Source organism: Bacillus sp. BB51/4, assembly GCF_008368845.1.
Classification (GTDB): Bacteria; Bacillota; Bacilli; order Bacillales; family Bacillaceae_G; genus Bacillus_A; species Bacillus_A wiedmannii.
In genome coordinates, this window is sequence record NZ_QOSC01000013.1 from 442,699 (window position 1) to 459,489 (window position 16,791).

The 16,791-nt window shown below is 34.6% G+C and carries 15 protein-coding genes; 11 read left to right on the forward strand and 4 right to left on the reverse strand.

Features of this window, described 5'->3' with window-relative positions; all coding sequences use genetic code 11:
* Window positions 1-13 precede the first annotated feature (13 nt).
* Window positions 14-1,474 carry a CoA-acylating methylmalonate-semialdehyde dehydrogenase gene (locus DN392_RS19540; protein ID WP_000633366.1) on the forward strand — a complete coding sequence of 487 codons (1,461 nt, stop codon included), beginning with the start codon at window positions 14-16 and terminating at the stop codon, window positions 1,472-1,474.
* 70 nt (window positions 1,475-1,544) lie between these two features.
* Here DN392_RS19540 and DN392_RS19545 read toward each other — a convergent pair whose 3' ends face one another.
* Window positions 1,545-2,177, reverse strand: coding sequence for a LysE family translocator (locus DN392_RS19545; protein WP_000572322.1), 633 nt, complete (start codon window positions 2,175-2,177; stop codon window positions 1,545-1,547).
* A gap of 227 nt (window positions 2,178-2,404) precedes the next feature.
* Window positions 2,405-3,460 (reverse strand): enoyl-CoA hydratase/isomerase family protein, encoded by a 1,056-nt coding sequence (locus DN392_RS19550; RefSeq protein ID WP_000134919.1) that lies wholly within the window; start codon window positions 3,458-3,460, stop codon window positions 2,405-2,407.
* 316 nt (window positions 3,461-3,776) lie between these two features.
* Between DN392_RS19550 and DN392_RS19555 the strand changes: the two genes are divergently transcribed.
* The 4 genes from DN392_RS19555 (at window position 3,777) to DN392_RS19570 (ending at window position 8,716) form a co-directional block, all read left to right on the forward strand.
* Window positions 3,777-4,034: a hypothetical protein gene (locus tag DN392_RS19555; RefSeq protein ID WP_001145039.1), complete on the forward strand. Its 258-nt coding sequence runs from the start codon at window positions 3,777-3,779 to the stop codon at window positions 4,032-4,034.
* Window positions 4,035-4,217: 183 nt separating this feature from the next.
* Complete coding sequence (locus DN392_RS19560) at window positions 4,218-4,457, forward strand: DUF2584 family protein (protein WP_000667351.1); 240 nt, start codon at window positions 4,218-4,220, stop codon at window positions 4,455-4,457.
* A 15-nt stretch (window positions 4,458-4,472) separates the two neighbouring features.
* Window positions 4,473-5,630 (forward strand): exonuclease SbcCD subunit D, encoded by a 1,158-nt coding sequence (locus DN392_RS19565; protein ID WP_000765140.1) that lies wholly within the window; start codon window positions 4,473-4,475, stop codon window positions 5,628-5,630.
* Complete coding sequence (locus DN392_RS19570; RefSeq protein ID WP_061672176.1) at window positions 5,627-8,716, forward strand: AAA family ATPase; 3,090 nt, start codon at window positions 5,627-5,629, stop codon at window positions 8,714-8,716. Before DN392_RS19565 ends, DN392_RS19570 begins: the two co-directional genes overlap by 4 nt.
* 123 nt (window positions 8,717-8,839) lie before the next feature.
* Here the strand turns inward: DN392_RS19570 and DN392_RS30465 are convergent, their stop codons facing one another.
* Complete coding sequence (locus DN392_RS30465) at window positions 8,840-9,013, reverse strand: hypothetical protein (protein ID WP_001142749.1); 174 nt, start codon at window positions 9,011-9,013, stop codon at window positions 8,840-8,842.
* 330 nt (window positions 9,014-9,343) lie between these two features.
* Here DN392_RS30465 and DN392_RS19575 point away from each other — a divergent pair, with 330 nt between their 5' ends.
* The gene (locus DN392_RS19575) at window positions 9,344-9,643 is read left to right on the forward strand and encodes an ArsR/SmtB family transcription factor (protein WP_000214798.1); all 300 of its coding nucleotides are present in this window, start codon (window positions 9,344-9,346) and stop codon (window positions 9,641-9,643) included.
* A gap of 58 nt (window positions 9,644-9,701) precedes the next feature.
* On the opposite strand, the gene DN392_RS19580 is transcribed toward DN392_RS19575, so the two are convergent.
* The gene (locus tag DN392_RS19580; RefSeq protein WP_000646791.1) at window positions 9,702-9,887 is read right to left on the reverse strand and encodes a YkvS family protein; all 186 of its coding nucleotides are present in this window, start codon (window positions 9,885-9,887) and stop codon (window positions 9,702-9,704) included.
* Window positions 9,888-10,365: 478 nt separating this feature from the next.
* Here DN392_RS19580 and DN392_RS19590 point away from each other — a divergent pair, with 478 nt between their 5' ends.
* The 5 genes from DN392_RS19590 (at window position 10,366) to DN392_RS19610 (ending at window position 16,778) form a co-directional block, all read left to right on the forward strand.
* Window positions 10,366-11,568, forward strand: a complete 1,203-nt coding sequence (locus tag DN392_RS19590; protein ID WP_000748914.1) for an L-lactate MFS transporter — start codon at window positions 10,366-10,368, stop codon at window positions 11,566-11,568.
* 645 nt (window positions 11,569-12,213) lie between these two features.
* Window positions 12,214-12,999 (forward strand): 2,3-dihydro-2,3-dihydroxybenzoate dehydrogenase, encoded by a 786-nt coding sequence (gene dhbA, locus DN392_RS19595; protein WP_088321179.1) that lies wholly within the window; start codon window positions 12,214-12,216, stop codon window positions 12,997-12,999.
* 26 nt (window positions 13,000-13,025) lie between these two features.
* Window positions 13,026-14,225: an isochorismate synthase DhbC gene (gene dhbC, locus DN392_RS19600; protein WP_064470571.1), complete on the forward strand. Its 1,200-nt coding sequence runs from the start codon at window positions 13,026-13,028 to the stop codon at window positions 14,223-14,225.
* Between the two features lie 12 nt (window positions 14,226-14,237).
* Window positions 14,238-15,854 carry a (2,3-dihydroxybenzoyl)adenylate synthase gene (locus tag DN392_RS19605; protein WP_000948425.1) on the forward strand — a complete coding sequence of 539 codons (1,617 nt, stop codon included), beginning with the start codon at window positions 14,238-14,240 and terminating at the stop codon, window positions 15,852-15,854.
* A 30-nt stretch (window positions 15,855-15,884) separates the two neighbouring features.
* The gene (locus DN392_RS19610; protein ID WP_061672455.1) at window positions 15,885-16,778 is read left to right on the forward strand and encodes an isochorismatase family protein; all 894 of its coding nucleotides are present in this window, start codon (window positions 15,885-15,887) and stop codon (window positions 16,776-16,778) included.
* Window positions 16,779-16,791 lie beyond the last annotated feature (13 nt).

Below are 16,791 nucleotides of genomic sequence, written 5' to 3' on the forward strand. Positions count from 1 at the left end.
AGGAGAGAATATAATGATTACAACTGAAATTAAACGAGTAAAAAATCATATTAATGGTGAGTGGGTAGAATCTACTGGTACAGAAGTAGAAGCAGTTCCAAATCCGGCGACTGGAAAAATTATCGCTTACGTTCCGCTATCTCCGAAAGAAGATGTTGAAAAAGCTGTTGAAGCGGCAAAAGTAGCATACGAAACATGGTCTAAAGTACCAGTTCCGAATCGTTCAAGACAATTATATAAATATTTACAGCTTTTACAAGAAAACAAAGAAGAGCTTGCTAAAATCATTACGCTAGAAAATGGTAAAACATTAACGGATGCAACTGGTGAGGTGCAGCGCGGGATTGAAGCGGTAGAACTTGCAACATCAGCACCAAATTTAATGATGGGACAAGCTCTTCCGAATATTGCTAGCGGCATTGATGGATCGATTTGGCGCTATCCAATTGGAGTTGTTGCTGGTATTACACCGTTTAACTTCCCAATGATGATTCCATTATGGATGTTCCCACTTGCAATTGCTTGCGGTAATACGTTCGTATTAAAAACATCTGAAAGAACGCCACTTTTAGCAGAGCGACTTGTAGAGTTATTCTATGAAGCTGGTTTTCCAAAAGGGGTATTAAATTTAGTACAAGGCGGAAAAGATGTTGTAAATAGCATTTTAGAAAGTAAAGATATTCAAGCTGTTTCGTTCGTTGGCTCTGAGCCGGTAGCTCGTTACGTGTATGAAACAGGTACGAAACACGGAAAACGTGTACAAGCGTTAGCTGGTGCAAAAAATCATGCGATTGTAATGCCAGATTGCAACCTTGAGAAAACAGTGCAAGGTGTAATTGGATCTGCATTCGCAAGTAGTGGAGAGCGCTGCATGGCATGTTCAGTAGTAGCAGTAGTTGATGAAATCGCTGATGAATTCATCGACGTACTAGTAGCAGAGACGAAGAAGTTAAAAGTAGGTGACGGTTTCCACGAAGATAATTATGTTGGACCATTAATTCGTGAATCTCATAAAGAGCGCGTATTAGGCTATATTAATAGCGGTGTAGCAGATGGAGCAACTTTATTAGTAGATGGCCGTAAAGTTAAGGAAGAAGTTGGAGAAGGTTACTTTGTAGGTGCGACAATCTTTGATGGTGTAAATCAAGAAATGAAAATTTGGCAAGATGAAATTTTTGCTCCAGTATTAAGCATTGTACGAGTTAAAGATTTAGAAGAAGGTATTAAATTAACAAATCAATCTAAATTTGCAAATGGCGCGGTTATTTATACGTCAAATGGTAAACATGCACAAACGTTCCGTGATAATATCGATGCTGGTATGATCGGTGTAAACGTAAACGTTCCAGCACCAATGGCATTCTTCGCATTTGCAGGAAATAAAGCTTCCTTCTTTGGTGATTTAGGTACAAATGGTACAGATGGCGTTCAATTCTATACACGTAAAAAAGTTGTAACTGAGCGCTGGTTTTAATATAGAGTGAACAGCCAAATCAGTTGTTAAATGAAAACCACCACTATTAATAGTGGTGGTTTTCGTCTTGTTAATTATTTTTTTCAAAAGCTAGTTTAATACCAAAACCAATTAAGACGATTCCTGTTAAGCCTTGAATATAACGTTGCGTCCTCGGTTTTTTCATAAAAGCACTAATTTTATCAATTAAAAATATATAAAAAGCGAACCAAATAACTGTTAAAACGAGGTAAGTAAGACCCATTACGAGAAGTTGGATAAACGTATTATGATTTGGATTTAAAAATTGCGGTAAAAAGGTTAAAAAGAAGACTGCAACTTTAGGGTTTAATAAATTCGTAAGAAACCCTTGGCGAAAGCAAGAAGTGTGTTCATTTTCATTATTTAAAGATATATCGTTCGTATCAAAGCCTTCTTTGTTTCTTACCGCTAAAAGGGCTTTAATGCCAATATAAATTAAATATAGAGCTCCAACGTACTTGAAAATAGAAAATAAAAGCGCTGACTTTACAATAATTGCGGAAAGTCCGATTACTGCTGCTAAAGTATGAATTAAAAGTGCAATACATGTACCGAACACTGTTTTCACTCCACCGACCTTACCGGCAACCAATGTATTTTTCGTCGCCATTGCAGTATCAGGACCGGGTAAAATAATAAGACAAATAGACATAATGATGAAAAGAAAATAATTTTCAATCATAGTCGCTCCTCCTTTTTTATTTTTAGAATATTTGATTAAAAATAGTGTAGCACACATTTTAATTTAATAAAATTAAATTTTATTAAAAATTATTAAATGAGAAAGAGGCTATATAGTAGTTGAATTCCACTACTATATAGCCTCAATTTTATCCCGCATGACCGGACGATCGGTGAGGGCTAATAATAAGCGGGTAATGAACCCCCACTTATTAATGTTTCACCTTATTATGCATTAAGTAAGTTAAAGAATCGATTTACATCTTCTTCTGAAACATCACTTAACTGCTTATATTTATAATTCGGATTTTGATCTTTATCAACGACAACAGAACGTACTCCTTCGAAGAAATCCGCATGTCTCATGAAATTTTTAGCAAGTACAAGGTCGGTAGCAAAACATTCTTCAACGGACTTATCTTTTCCATCAATAAACTGTTTTAATGTTACTTTTAACGAAATAGGAGATTTTGATAATAGCGTTTCTTTCGTTTTTAAAGCAAAGGAACTTTGATCTTTCTCCAATGAATGGATGATCTCTTCAATTGTATCGAATGCAAAATGTGAATTCATTTCTTCTAATGAAGGAGCAAGTTCGCTTTCTAAGTTTGGAGCAGTTGCAAATGTACGAATGACTTCTTTTAAATTAGTATGTACATCATCTTCTTTATGCCAATTTACACTTTCAAGTTCAGTAAGGAAAATTGGTAATGAATCAGATGTCATAAAGTAATCAGCAGCGTTTATAAATAATACGTCAGCAGCTTTTAAAACAGATGCTGTTAAAGCAACATAGCGGCCAGCAAACCCTGGAGTTTTATTTAAGAAATAAGCAGCACCGACATCTGGGAAGAAGCCGATATTCATCTCTGGCATTGCCCATTTCGTACGCTCAGTTACAATTCGATATTTCGCACCATTTGTAAGACCGACACCACCGCCCATTACAATTCCATCTAAACAAGCGATGATCGGTTTTTTATATTGATAAATATATGTATCAATTTCATACTCTTCTTCAAAAAAACGTTCCGCATGCTGCAATGCAGTTTCGTTTGAACGCGCTTCATAAAGAGTTTTAATGTCGCCGCCTGCACAAAAACCTTTTGTGCCAGCTCCTTTTAATACGATAAGCGCAATTCGCTCATCATTTTCCCACTCTTTCAGTTTTTGCCCAATTGGTTGCAACATGTCATAAGATAAAGAATTAAGCGCTTTTGGGCGGTTTAAAGTAATTGATGCAACGCCGTTTTCACTAACAGAAAATAAAACGTGTTCAGTCATAATTCATCCTCCCTTACATATCTTCTTATTCTTAATTCTTGATACGTATTGAAATGTCCTTTATAAATTTTGTCTAAACTTGACGGTACGTGTTAATTTGTATATCGCATATTTTGACGAGATATATTTGCAGGATTTCTGAGGTTGAAAATGAATATTACAACATTACTGTAATTGTAATTATTTGAAATTATCATGATAAACACGCTATTATATATGTGTAAATTGTATATAATGACTTCAAAAAGAGTATTTGAAGCGATTATGATGAAAGAAAAATTGCTTTTCATTAGAAATAGAGAAAGGAGAAATCGGAATGCCAGTACCTTTACTATTGTCGGTGATTATTTTGTCTTCTTTAATGATAGGGATAACGCAGTATTTTCATCATACAGATACGACAGAGGAAGTGAAGGATAAAGTACGACTTGTATTTCCGATTTTTATCATATCTATTTCTTTTTGCATTTTATTAAATAAGGATGGGTACATTATCGCAGTATTTTCATTTTTTGTAGCGATCGTTTTCATTACAGTTTTATATTATGTAATGAAAGACTTTATACAAAAATAAAGATGTCACATTAGACATTTTTATTTTTAAAATAAATAAAATTTCACATACCGTATTATATGTAAAAATAAAAAACATATAGTAGTAGAAAAGTGTGTACTTTGCCGTGTATTTACTTGTCAATCTTGCATAGCCAATATACTATTAATAATGTAGAGATTAGAAAAAGGGGTTGTATCTGTCATGAAATTTGAGATGCACACAAAAATTATTTCAAATGAAAAAGAAGTAAGATTACATATAGAAGAAAACATATTTCAATTAACATTGGATGGTTATCACTTATTTACAGTTCAAGAAATATTGCCTTTATATAAATCAAATGAAGAAAGAATTGGTAGTGCAATGATACAAAAGTTAGAGTGGGAAAACGGAAAAACTACAATAAACTATCAACTCGTATCACTAAAATCAGTAAATTAAAAGGAGCAGGAAACTATGAAGTTATTTCATACAGCGGATTGGCATTTAGGAAAGCTCGTTCATGGCGTGTATATGACTGAAGATCAAAAGATTGTATTAGATCAGTTTGTACAAGCTGTTGAAGAAGAAAAACCAGATGCGGTAATTATTGCAGGGGATTTATATGACCGAGCAATTCCACCTACGGAAGCAGTAGACTTATTAAATGATGTTTTACAAAAAATAGTGATTGATTTACAAACACCAGTTATTGCGGTTGCAGGAAACCATGATAGTCCAGATCGTATTCATTTTGGAAGTAGTTTAATGAAGAAACAAGGATTATTTATTGTGGGACAATTTCAATTTCCATATGAGCCAATTATATTAAATGATGAATATGGCGAGGTTCACTTCCATCTCATTCCATATGCAGATCCAAGCATAGTTAGACATGTTTTGAAAAACGAAGATGTACGTTCTCATGATGATGCGATGCGTATTTTTATGAATGAGCTTTCTGAAACGATGGATAAAGAAGCTAGACACGTATTTGTTGGTCATGCATTTGTAACTTCTGCGGGAGAAGCGGAGGAGAATACAAGTGATGCAGAACGACCACTTTCAATTGGTGGTGCTGAATACGTAAATAGTCATTATTTTGATAAGTTTCATTACACAGCGCTTGGACATTTACATCAAGCGCATTTCGTACGTAATGAGACCATTCGATATTCTGGTTCGCCACTTGCGTATTCTATTTCTGAAGAAAAACATAAAAAAGGTTATTATATTGTGGAACTGAACGAAACAGGTGAAGCAACAATTGAAAAAAGGTTACTTGCACCACGCCGTAAAATGCGAACAGTAGAAGCAAAAATAGATGAATTATTACAACATCCAGTAAGTGAAGATTACGTGTTTGTAAAATTATTAGATGAAAATCCTGTCTTGCAGCCAATGGAAAAAATACGCTCTGTATATCCAAATGCAATGCATGTTGAAAGATCTATTCAAAGACGAGAGTTCACAGAGTCAAATGAAGTAACTGTTTCAAGACATAAAACGGATGATTTATCTCTTTTAAAGGCTTTTTATAAAGAAATGAAAGGCTTAGATTTATCAGAAGAGAAAGAACGTCTATTTGTAGAAGTACTACAAACAGTGCAAGAACGGGAAGGTGAACGAGGATGAGACCGATTCAGCTAATTATGACAGCATTTGGGCCATATAAACAGAAAGAAGTAATCGATTTTAACGATCTTGGAGATCATCGTATTTTCGCCATTTCTGGGAATACAGGAGCTGGAAAGACGACGATTTTTGATGCGATTTGTTATGTGTTATATGGTGAGGCAAGCGGAGAAGAACGTAGTGATACGAGCATGCTTCGCAGTCAATTTGCTGATGATAATATGTATACAAGTGTAGAACTAACCTTTCAATTAAAAGGGAAACGTTATGAAATAAAACGACAACTGGGACATAAAAAACAAGGGAACAAGACGATTACGGGACATGCAGTAGAATTATATGAAGTAATTGATGAAGAGAAGGTTCCAGCTGTTGATCGTTTCCATGTAACGGATGTAAATAAAAAAGTGGAAGATTTAATCGGTTTAAGTAAACATCAATTTAGCCAAATTGTTATGTTACCGCAAGGGGAATTCCGAAAACTATTAACATCTGAGACTGAAAACAAAGAAGAAATTTTGCGTCGTATTTTTAAAACAGATCGTTATAAGTTAATGCGAGAGTTACTTGATCAAAAACGAAAACAATGGAAAGACGTCTTACAAGAAAAACAAAAAGAGCGAGAGCTACATTTTCGTAATGTTTTTAAATTACCGATCCGAGATGGAGCATTATTAGAGACATTAGTGGAACAAGAGCATGTAAATACGCATCAAGTAGTAGAAGCATTAGAACAAGAAACAGCTGTGTATAAGGCAGAAGTTGAGCAATTACAAGTAGAACAAGATGTTCAAACGAAGCAATTAAAGGATGCTGAAACACGTTTTCACGCAGCGAAGTCTGTAAATGAGAAGTTTATAGATTTACAACAAAAGAATGAGAAATATAACACTTTACAAGAAAACCGTACAGTTATTGAAGTGAAAGAAAAATCTTTTAAACGTGGGGAACAAGCGAAGCGCTTATTACCATTTGAACAATGGCACGAAGAAGCGATGCAAAATGAGCAGAAAGCTGAAAGTTTGTTAAAACAAATTATCGCCAAAAAAGAAAATATAATGAGTAATTTTGAACTTGCTAAGGGGAAATATGAAGCAGTAAAGAATAAAGAACCTAAGAGAGAAGATGCAAAAAAACTTGTTCAAAGATTAGAAGAGTTACAATCGATTATTGCATCGTTAGCTGAGAAACAGTTGAATTTACAAAATGCAGAAATTCAAATAGGAAAATTAAAAGAAAGTATGCAAAACTTAGATCGACAATTAGAAGAGCATACAAATCAAAAACAGTTAATGTCTAGTGAATTACAACAACTAGAACAAGCACTTGAGCAATATGTAGCTAAAGTAGAAGAACTAACGAATATGCGAGAAGATGCAAAAGTTTTAAAGCAAGCATATGATGTTTGGCAAGAAAAGCAAAAATTCGAGAAAGAAAAAGAAGCGGCATATAATAAGATGCAATTGGCAGTTAACGCATATGAAAATATGGAACGTCGCTGGTTAAGTGAACAAGCTGGTATATTAGCTCTTCATCTACATGATGGCGAATCTTGTCCAGTATGTGGTAGTACGAACCATCCGAAAAAAGCTACAGAGCAAAGTGATGTAATCGATGAAAAAGAGTTAAATGATTTAAGAGAAAAGAAAAATGTTGCTGAAAAATTACATGTTCAACTAGAGGAGAAATGGAATTTCTATCACCTACAATATGAACAGGTAATAGAAGAGGTTAAGAAGCGAGGCTATCGCTCAGAGGAATTAGTTGAAACATACAGTGCACTTGTTCAAAAAGGAAAACAATTAGCAATTGAAGTAAATACGTTAAAAGCAAGCGAAGAAACGCGTAAGCAAACAGCTGTGAATATAAAAAGTGTAGAAGGAAAAGTAGATGCACTTCAGAAACAAAAGCGTGAGGTAGAAACAGAGCAGCACCGAACAGAAATGGAGTGTATGCAGCTTCGTACGTCATATGAACATGATAAGAAGAATATTCCTGAAAGCTTACAAACAGTACAGGCTTGGAAAGTTCAGTTTGACCAAGCTATGCATGAACTCAAATTAATGGAAGACGAATGGAGGAAAGTGCAGGAAGCGTATCAACATTGGCAAAATGAAAATATACGTATTCAAGCAGAACAAGAAGGTGCTTCAAATCAATTTGAAAGTGCAAAATTGAAGAAAGAAGAGACTTTCGCGCGCTTTATGAAAGAGCTTGAACAGAGCGGATTTACAGCTCAAATTACGTATAAAGAGGCCAAATTAAGTGATACCGAGATGGATATGTTACAAAAAGAAATTCAAAGCTATTATTCATCTCTTGAAGTACTTGCAAAACAAATTGAAGAGTTACATGCTGAATTAAAAGATAAAGAGTATATGGATATTACAGCGTTAGGTGAACATATAAAAGATTTAGAAATAAATCTTGATATCATTAAAGAAAAGCGTCAACGTGCGCAAAATGCGGTAACATATATTTTTGATTTACATGAAAATATTAGACGTATTGATGAGCAAATTCATGAGGAAGAAAAAGCTTTCCAAGAACTTGTTGATTTATATGAAGTAATGAAAGGTGATAACGAAAGCCGTATATCATTTGAACGCTACATCTTAATTGAGTATTTAGAACAAATTGTTCAAATTGCAAACGAACGATTACGTAAATTATCAAATGGACAATTTTATTTAAAACGAAGTGAACGAGTTGAAAAGAGAAATCGTCAAAGTGGATTAGGATTAGATGTATACGACGCATACACTGGCCAAACACGTGATGTAAAAACACTATCTGGCGGCGAGAAATTTAATGCATCGCTTTGCTTAGCGCTCGGAATGGCAGACGTCATTCAAGCATATGAAGGCGGTATTTCCATCGAAACGATGTTTATCGACGAAGGATTCGGTTCATTAGACGAGGAGTCATTAACAAAAGCAGTTGACGCCTTAATTGACTTACAAAAATCAGGCCGCTTTATCGGTGTTATATCACACGTTCAAGAGCTGAAAAACGCAATGCCAGCTGTATTAGAAGTAACGAAGCAGAAGGATGGGTGTAGTCAGACTCGGTTTGTGGTGAAGTAAGTTTAATTGTAATTCATACTTAAAGCATTGTTTGCGAGTTTCTAGTATAAAAATTATGATAAAACAAATGCCGCCTCTTTATAGAGGTGGCATTTGTTTGTTATTCAGAATTAGACAATGCACCTACGAGTTATCTGGAGAAGGCGGAGTATTTTCCAAACGATTATAAGCTTTAAAAGCCGAAATTGCCGATATAACACCACCTACTAAAAATAAAGCTGATCCACTGACTAATATGATACGACTGACATATGTTTCACGAGCTTCTTCAACTTCTTCTTGTAACATTGTTGGCATTTGAAATCCCCCTAAACAACATTTATTTTGTAGATAGTATATACAAACGCCTAAAATATGTTAAAATCACTGGATAGTGTTAGGAGGGAGTATATAGTTAGATGTGAATTGTTTGAAAAATCTTCATTATAAATATATGCTAACTTCACATAGAGCACATATTAACATTGTATTATGTATATGTACCAAATAAATAAAGTGAATTGTATTTCGTTCTGTTTTTAAAAATTTAAAATTCTATTATTTTTATATAAAGGTTTCACATCGGAGTTTTAAATATTTTGGAAATAGATCTAAATAAGAGGAATTCATATAAAAGGGGAATGTCTTATGACAACATATACGAGTGAAATGAGAAAAAGTTTAGTTTCAGAAGAAGATGTAGATATTTTGAAAATTATGGCGCACCCAATCCGATTACAAATTGTAAATGAATTAAGTACGAGAAAAACTTGTAATGTAACACAATTAACAGAATTACTAAATATTCCACAATCGACTGTTTCGCAACATTTATCAAAAATGAAAGGTAAAGTGTTACGAGCTGAGAGAAGAGGTTTAGAAATTTATTATCATATTAATAATTTAAAAGCGAGTAAGATTGTAAGTGTTTTAGGATATATAAACTAATGAATTATTTTCATATAAAATAGCCCCTGCTGGTGAGCAGGGGCTATTTTTTGTTGTTTTATGTATTCGTATTTAAAATTTTATAGTTTTTATGATTTACAATCGTTCGATCAAATTCAAAAGTACCACCGCTTACATTTGTAATTTCAACTAAGACCGATTCAGTATAAAGTTTTAATACAGATCCTGTAATCTTTAAATTATTTCGTTGAAAAAGTATAGTATCCCCTACGTTTGCTTTCATAGTACCTCCTCATTAAAGACAGAAATATTTTTTATTATATATATTAAACCACGTATAGATATATTAGTGAATATTTAGTTTTATTTATCAATAAAATATTTTTTATTTTATAAAAAATAAAGTGCACTATAGTGTAAAAATAGTTTTTTTGTTGTATAGGAAAATCGAATTTTTGTAATCTAGCCATCATATAACTTGAGACATAATTTTTATAAAAGAAGATGATAAAACAGCTGTAAGTCGTATGGATGCAAAACATAATAATAACTATTTACGTATTTAATAATTCGTTTTTTGTATTTCGTCCTTCGTTTTCTGTAACTGATTCCATATTTTTGACGCTCTATCTTGTAAGTGCTTACATAAACAGAAAGATCTTATACAATGAAGGTGTTAAATCAAATGAGGTGGCCAATATGAACATAAAAAAAGAAAATTTAGCGAATAGCATTAAAATAGAAAGAGGAGGCGGAATGATATGAAAAAATCAAAAGTTAATCCATGGCTTGTTGTCCTTGGCACAGTCATAGTACAAATGGGACTTGGGACGATATATACATGGAGTTTATTCAATCAGCCTTTAGTTAGTAAATATGGTTGGAGTCTTAACGCAGTTGCTATAACTTTCTCAATTACTAGTCTTTCCTTAGCGTTTTCGACTTTATTTGCGAGTAAATTGCAAGAAAAATGGGGACTTCGTAAACTTATTATGATAGCTGGACTAGCATTAGGACTAGGATTAATACTTAGTTCACAAGCTTCCTCATTAATATTGCTTTATGTACTAGCAGGGGTTGTTGTAGGTTATGCAGATGGTACAGCATATATCACTTCACTATCCAATTTAATAAAGTGGTTTCCAAAGCGTAAAGGTTTAATTGCTGGTATTTCTGTCTCTGCATATGGTTCAGGTAGCTTAATCTTTAAATATGTTAACGCACAGTTAATTGAATCAGTTGGTGTATCACAAGCGTTTATATACTGGGGTTTAATTGTTACAGCTATGATTGTAATTGGCGCTTGTTTAATCCATCAAGCTGCAGATCAAGGAGCAGTTCATGAAACAAAAACTCAGGAATATACAACGAAAGAAATGTTAGGCACAAAACAAGTATACTTATTATTTATTATGTTATTTACATCATGTATGAGTGGCTTATACTTAATTGGTATGGTAAAAGACATTGGTGTTCAACTTGTAGGGCTTAGCGCAGCGACAGCAGCTAATGCGGTGGCTATGGTTGCAATCTTCAATACATTAGGTCGTATTATTTTAGGACCGTTATCAGATAAAATCGGCCGTTTAAAAATCGTTACTGGTACATTTGTTGTTATGGCAGCTTCAGTCTTGGTTTTAAGTTTCGTAGATTTAAATTATGGTATCTACTTCGTATGTGTAGCAAGCGTAGCGTTTTGCTTTGGTGGAAATATCACTATTTTCCCAGCTATCGTTGGTGATTTCTACGGTATGAAAAACCATAGTAAGAACTACGGAATTGTGTATCAAGGATTTGGATTTGGAGCACTTGCAGGTTCCTTTATCGGTGCACTTCTAGGTGGATTCAAACCAACCTTCATGGTGATCGGTGTATTATGTGTCGTATCATTTGTTATCGCAATTTTAATTCAAGCACCTAAGCAGAAAAAAGAACAAGAAGAAGAGTATCGCAGCGTAGCATAAGTATATAAATCTTCTATCACACTATAAATACGAAAAAGCATCCTATTAAATAGGGTGCTTTTTTTATGAATGATTGCAAGGAGGTTATATAATCTTTGGGATTTTCGAGACAAAAAAGCGAGTGAAATACCCAATTGGATTATATTGGAATATTGAAAAATGATACATTATATCCGAAATACGTATTAAATCTTAAAATATAAACAAGACATACATCAATAATTGCAAGATATATTTTCTCGGTATTTTCAGAAAAATGTTGAGAAAATATATACTTGAGTTTTTGATAAGGCTTTGTAAATGAAGGTATCTACAGTTAGTCTTCTACAAGTTTAAAAAGAGGAGTATGAATTAAATGTGTAATGTAAGTACTTATTAATGCTTTTAGATGTAATTGTATTGAGAATCACTAAGATATTTTATCTGAAAAATAAAAATAGGTTGACAAGTTTATTGAGAAAGATTATCATTTCGATGTAAGAATGTTAAATGAAAAACATTATCAATGAATAATATTTTGATGAAAAGTACACTTGACCAATTAGTTTAGTAAGTGTATTATTTTTAACATCATCATTGATAATGAAAATCGTTATCAATGATGATGTTAAACTGGATTAATTTTTATATGAAAGGATAGAGGAAATGAACATAGGGGAATTTGATGGGAAAACGGTTTTAGTAACTGGTGCAGCGCAAGGTATAGGTAGTGTTGTAGCAAACATGTTTTTAGAAAGAGGAGCTACAGTTATTGGGGCTGATCAAACTGAAGAGGGGTTAAACGTACTCTTAAATCAAAATGAATTAAATGAAACACGTGTGAAAACGTTTCGTTTAGATGTGAGTGATAGTGCCGCTGTTGAAGAAGTAGTAGAACGGATTGAAAATGATATAGCACCGATAGATATATTAGTAAATGTTGCAGGGGTTTTACGTATGGGAGCGATTCACTCTTTAAGTGATGAAGATTGGAATAAAACATTCTCTGTAAATTCTACAGGAGTTTTCTATATGTGCCGAGCAGTAAGTAAATATATGATGCAAAGAAAGTCAGGGGCAATTGTTACAGTTGGCTCAAATGCGGCAAATACTCCGAGAATGGAGATGGCTGCGTATGTTGCATCAAAAGCTGCAACGACGATGTTTATGAAGTGCTTAGGATTAGAACTTGCAGCATATAACATTCGCTGTAACTTAGTTTCTCCAGGTTCAACTGAAACTGAAATGCAACGGTTATTATGGGCTGATGAGAATGGAGAAAAAAATATCATTGCTGGTTCTCAAAGTACATATAGACTCGGTATACCATTACAAAAAATTGCACAGCCTTCAGAAGTTGCCGAAGCGGTATTGTTTTTAGCTTCTGATAAAGCAAGCCACATTACAATGCACAATTTATGTGTCGATGGAGGAGCTACATTAGGCGTTTAATAAAAAAAATAGGGGGCTACTATATTATGAATGAACTTACGGCTGTAAAGGAACTGTCAGAACAATTATTAGAAGATTATAAGACTGAATCTTCATTCTTTTTCGCTTCACCAACTCGAACAATATTGACAGAAGGAGAGTTTACTACAGTAAAACATCGTGGAATTGAAAGTTTTCCAGAACTAGTACAGGCAGTATTAAGCAATGCAAAACAAGCTGGAAATCCGAATCCTATCGTTGTTGGTGCCTTGCCATTTGATCGTAGAAAAGAAGTTCAACTTATCGTACCAGAATATAGCAGAATCTCTGATCGTTTACAATTGGATCCAACAAATCAGCTTGAAACAATTGAGAACTTAACATTTGAAATGACACCTGTACCAGATCCTGAAGTGTATATGAATGGTGTGAAGCAAGGAATTGAAAAAATACAAGACGGAGATTTAAAGAAAATCGTTCTATCCAGATCGTTAGATGTTAAAACTTCCGAAAAGATTAATAAGCAAAAACTTCTTCGAGAATTAGCAGAGCATAATAAGCATGGTTATACATTTGCTGTGAATTTACCAAAAGATGAAAACGAGAATAATAAGACATTAATTGGAGCAAGTCCTGAATTACTCGTTTCACGAAATGGTATGCAAGTTATTTCTAATCCATTAGCTGGTTCAAGACCGCGTAGTGATGATCCAGTAGAAGATAAAAGAAGAGCAGAGGAATTACTTTCTTCTCCCAAAGATTTACATGAACATGCGGTAGTAGTTGAAGCTGTTGCTGCTGCGCTTCGTCCATACTGTCATACATTACATGTTCCGGAAAAACCATCCGTTATTCATAGTGAAGCGATGTGGCATTTGTCTACTGAAGTGAAAGGTGAACTAAAGGATCCGAATACTACTTCTTTGGAATTAGCAATTGCTCTTCATCCTACGCCAGCAGTTTGCGGAACGCCGATGGAAGAAGCGAGAGAGGCGATTCAAAAAATTGAGCCATTTGACCGTGAATTCTTTACAGGAATGCTAGGATGGAGCGATTTAAATGGAGATGGTGAATGGATTGTTACAATTCGCTGTGCTGAAGTGCAAGAAAATACACTTCGTTTATATGCAGGAGCAGGAGTTGTTGCTGAGTCAAAACCAGAAGATGAGTTAGCAGAAACATCAGCTAAGTTCCAAACAATGCTGAAGGCTTTAGGATTAAGAGATAATTCGCTGAATGAAAAATAGGGGGAAGAAATAATGTTATCAGGTTTCACGGAATGGCCAGAAGAATTTGCAAATCGTTATCGAGAAGAAGGATGTTGGCTTGGAGAAACATTTGGTTCGTTGTTAAGAGAACGTGCTGAAAAGTATGGAGATGAAATTGCAGTTGTAAGTGGTAATATGCATATGACGTATAGTGAGCTTGATAAAAAAGTAGATCGCTTAGCTTCAGGTTTACTGAATTTAGGAATAAAGCAAGAGGATCGAGTTGTAATACAGTTACCCAACATTATCGAGTTTTTCGAAATATGCTTTGCGCTATTTCGAATTGGAGCACTTCCTATTTTTGCACTACCTTCACATCGAAGCAGTGAAATTAGTTATTTTTGTGAGTTTGGTGAGGCGAGTGCTTACGTTATTTCAGATAAGGCTCTCGGCTTTGATTATCGAAAACTAGCAAGAGAAGTAAAAGTGAAAGTGCCAACTTTACAACATGTAATTGTAGTGGGAGAAGAAGAAGAATTTGTGAACATAAGTGATCTGTATATAGATCCCGTTCCATTACCAGAAGTTCAGCCAAGTGATGTTGCGTTTCTCCAATTGTCTGGAGGGACAACAGGGCTTTCTAAATTAATTCCTAGAACACATGATGACTATATTTATAGTTTACGTGTTAGCGCTGAAATTTGTAATTTGAATACGGATAGCGTCTATATGGCAGTTCTTCCAGTAGCGCACAATTACCCGATGAGTTCTCCAGGGACATTTGGAACTTTCTATACGGGTGGAAAAGTAGTGTTAGCAACTGGTGGTAGCCCAGATGAGGCATTTGCTCTTATAGAAAAAGAAAAAGTTACGATTACTGCTCTAGTTCCACCATTAGCAATGATTTGGCTTGATGCAGCTTCTTCTCGTAATAACGATTTATCGAGCTTAGAAGTGATTCAAGTAGGTGGTGCTAAGTTTAGCGCTGAGGTTGCAAAGCGTATACACCCTACATTTGGATGTACGTTACAGCAAGTGTTCGGTATGGCAGAAGGGTTAGTAAATTACACAAGATTAAATGATCCTGAAGAAATCATCATTCATACACAAGGGAGACCGATGTCTACATTCGATGAAGTAAGGGTCGTTGATGAAAATGATAACGATGTAAAACCTGGTGAAGTAGGTAGTTTGTTAACAAGAGGGCCATATACAATTCGTGGCTATTATAAAGTAGAAGAGCATAATGCACGATCATTTACAAAGGATGGATTTTATCGCACAGGTGATCTTGTAAAAGTAAATGAACAAGGTTACATCATTGTAGAAGGTAGGGATAAAGATCAAATTAACCGTGGTGGTGAGAAAGTTGCTGCGGAAGAAGTTGAAAATCATCTATTAGCACACGATGCAGTACATGATGTAGCCATTGTATCAATGCCTGATGATTATTTAGGAGAACGTACTTGCGCATTTGTAATAGCTCGTGGACAAGCTCCGACAGTAAGTGAATTAAAAATGTTTTTAAGAGAACGGGGTATAGCGGCTTATAAGATTCCAGATCGAATTGAATTTATTGATTCATTCCCGCAAACAGGTGTTGGAAAGGTAAGCAAAAAAGAGTTACGTAAAGTCATTGCGGAAAAACTTATTAAGGTAAAACGATAATAAATATAAAAATTGGAAGGAAGTGATTAGATGGCTATCCCATCTATTTCAGTATACAAAATGCCAGTTGAATCAGAACTACCAAAAAATAAAGTGAACTGGAAACCAGATCCGAAACGTACGGTTCTTCTAATCCATGACATGCAAGAATATTTTCTTGATGCATATAGCGATAAAGAATCACCAAAAGTAGAACTTATTTCAAATATTAAGGTGATAAGAGAAAAATGTAAGGAACTTGGTATACCAGTTGTTTATACAGCACAACCAGGTGGACAAACGTTAGAACAACGAGGGTTATTACAAGATTTCTGGGGGGACGGTATTCCTGCTGGACCAGATAAAAAGAAAATTGTCGGTGAACTTACTCCTGATGAGGATGATATATTCTTAACAAAATGGAGATATAGTGCATTTAAAAAGACAAATCTATTAGAAATTTTAAATGAACAGGGAAGAGATCAACTTATTATTTGCGGTATTTATGCGCATATCGGCTGCCTTTTAACAGCTTGCGAAGCATTTATGGATGGTATAGAGCCATTTTTTGTAGCAGATGCAGTTGCTGATTTTTCATTAGACCATCATAAACAAGCATTGGAGTATGCATCTAATAGATGTGCAGTAACGACATCAACAAACTTACTGTTAAAAGATTTACAAAGTGTAAAAAGTGATGAGAGTGAAGGAATCACTTTACAGGAAGTGCATGAACTAGTTGCACAACTACTTCGTGAGCCAGTAGAGAGTATTGATATTGATGAGGACTTACTAAATAGAGGACTTGATTCGGTCAGAATTATGAGTTTAGTAGAGAAGTGGCGTCGCGAAGGGAAAGAAATAACTTTTGCAGATTTAGCAGAACGTCCAACTGTTTCCGATTGGTACAGTTTACTATCTTCACAGACAGCACAGGTGCTGTAACAAATAGACTACA

Bases quoted from the DNA above. Each gene is read 5' to 3' on its own strand.
- DN392_RS30465 (WP_001142749.1), bottom strand. From the start codon at position 9,013: ATGCCAACAATGTTACAAGAAGAAGTTGAAGAAGCTCGTGAAACATAT.
- DN392_RS19605 (WP_000948425.1), top strand. From the start codon at position 14,238: ATGTTATCAGGTTTCACGGAATGGCCAGAAGAATTTGCAAATCGTTAT.
- DN392_RS19610 (WP_061672455.1), top strand. From the start codon at position 15,885: ATGGCTATCCCATCTATTTCAGTATACAAAATGCCAGTTGAATCAGAA.
- DN392_RS19575 (WP_000214798.1), top strand. From the start codon at position 9,344: ATGACAACATATACGAGTGAAATGAGAAAAAGTTTAGTTTCAGAAGAA.
- DN392_RS19545 (WP_000572322.1), bottom strand. From the start codon at position 2,177: ATGATTGAAAATTATTTTCTTTTCATCATTATGTCTATTTGTCTTATT.
- dhbA (WP_088321179.1), top strand. From the start codon at position 12,214: ATGAACATAGGGGAATTTGATGGGAAAACGGTTTTAGTAACTGGTGCA.
- DN392_RS19550 (WP_000134919.1), bottom strand. From the start codon at position 3,460: ATGACTGAACACGTTTTATTTTCTGTTAGTGAAAACGGCGTTGCATCA.
- DN392_RS19570 (WP_061672176.1), top strand. From the start codon at position 5,627: ATGAGACCGATTCAGCTAATTATGACAGCATTTGGGCCATATAAACAG.
- DN392_RS19590 (WP_000748914.1), top strand. From the start codon at position 10,366: ATGAAAAAATCAAAAGTTAATCCATGGCTTGTTGTCCTTGGCACAGTC.
- DN392_RS19555 (WP_001145039.1), top strand. From the start codon at position 3,777: ATGCCAGTACCTTTACTATTGTCGGTGATTATTTTGTCTTCTTTAATG.
- dhbC (WP_064470571.1), top strand. From the start codon at position 13,026: ATGAATGAACTTACGGCTGTAAAGGAACTGTCAGAACAATTATTAGAA.
- DN392_RS19560 (WP_000667351.1), top strand. From the start codon at position 4,218: ATGAAATTTGAGATGCACACAAAAATTATTTCAAATGAAAAAGAAGTA.
- DN392_RS19540 (WP_000633366.1), top strand. From the start codon at position 14: ATGATTACAACTGAAATTAAACGAGTAAAAAATCATATTAATGGTGAG.
- DN392_RS19565 (WP_000765140.1), top strand. From the start codon at position 4,473: ATGAAGTTATTTCATACAGCGGATTGGCATTTAGGAAAGCTCGTTCAT.
- DN392_RS19580 (WP_000646791.1), bottom strand. From the start codon at position 9,887: ATGAAAGCAAACGTAGGGGATACTATACTTTTTCAACGAAATAATTTA.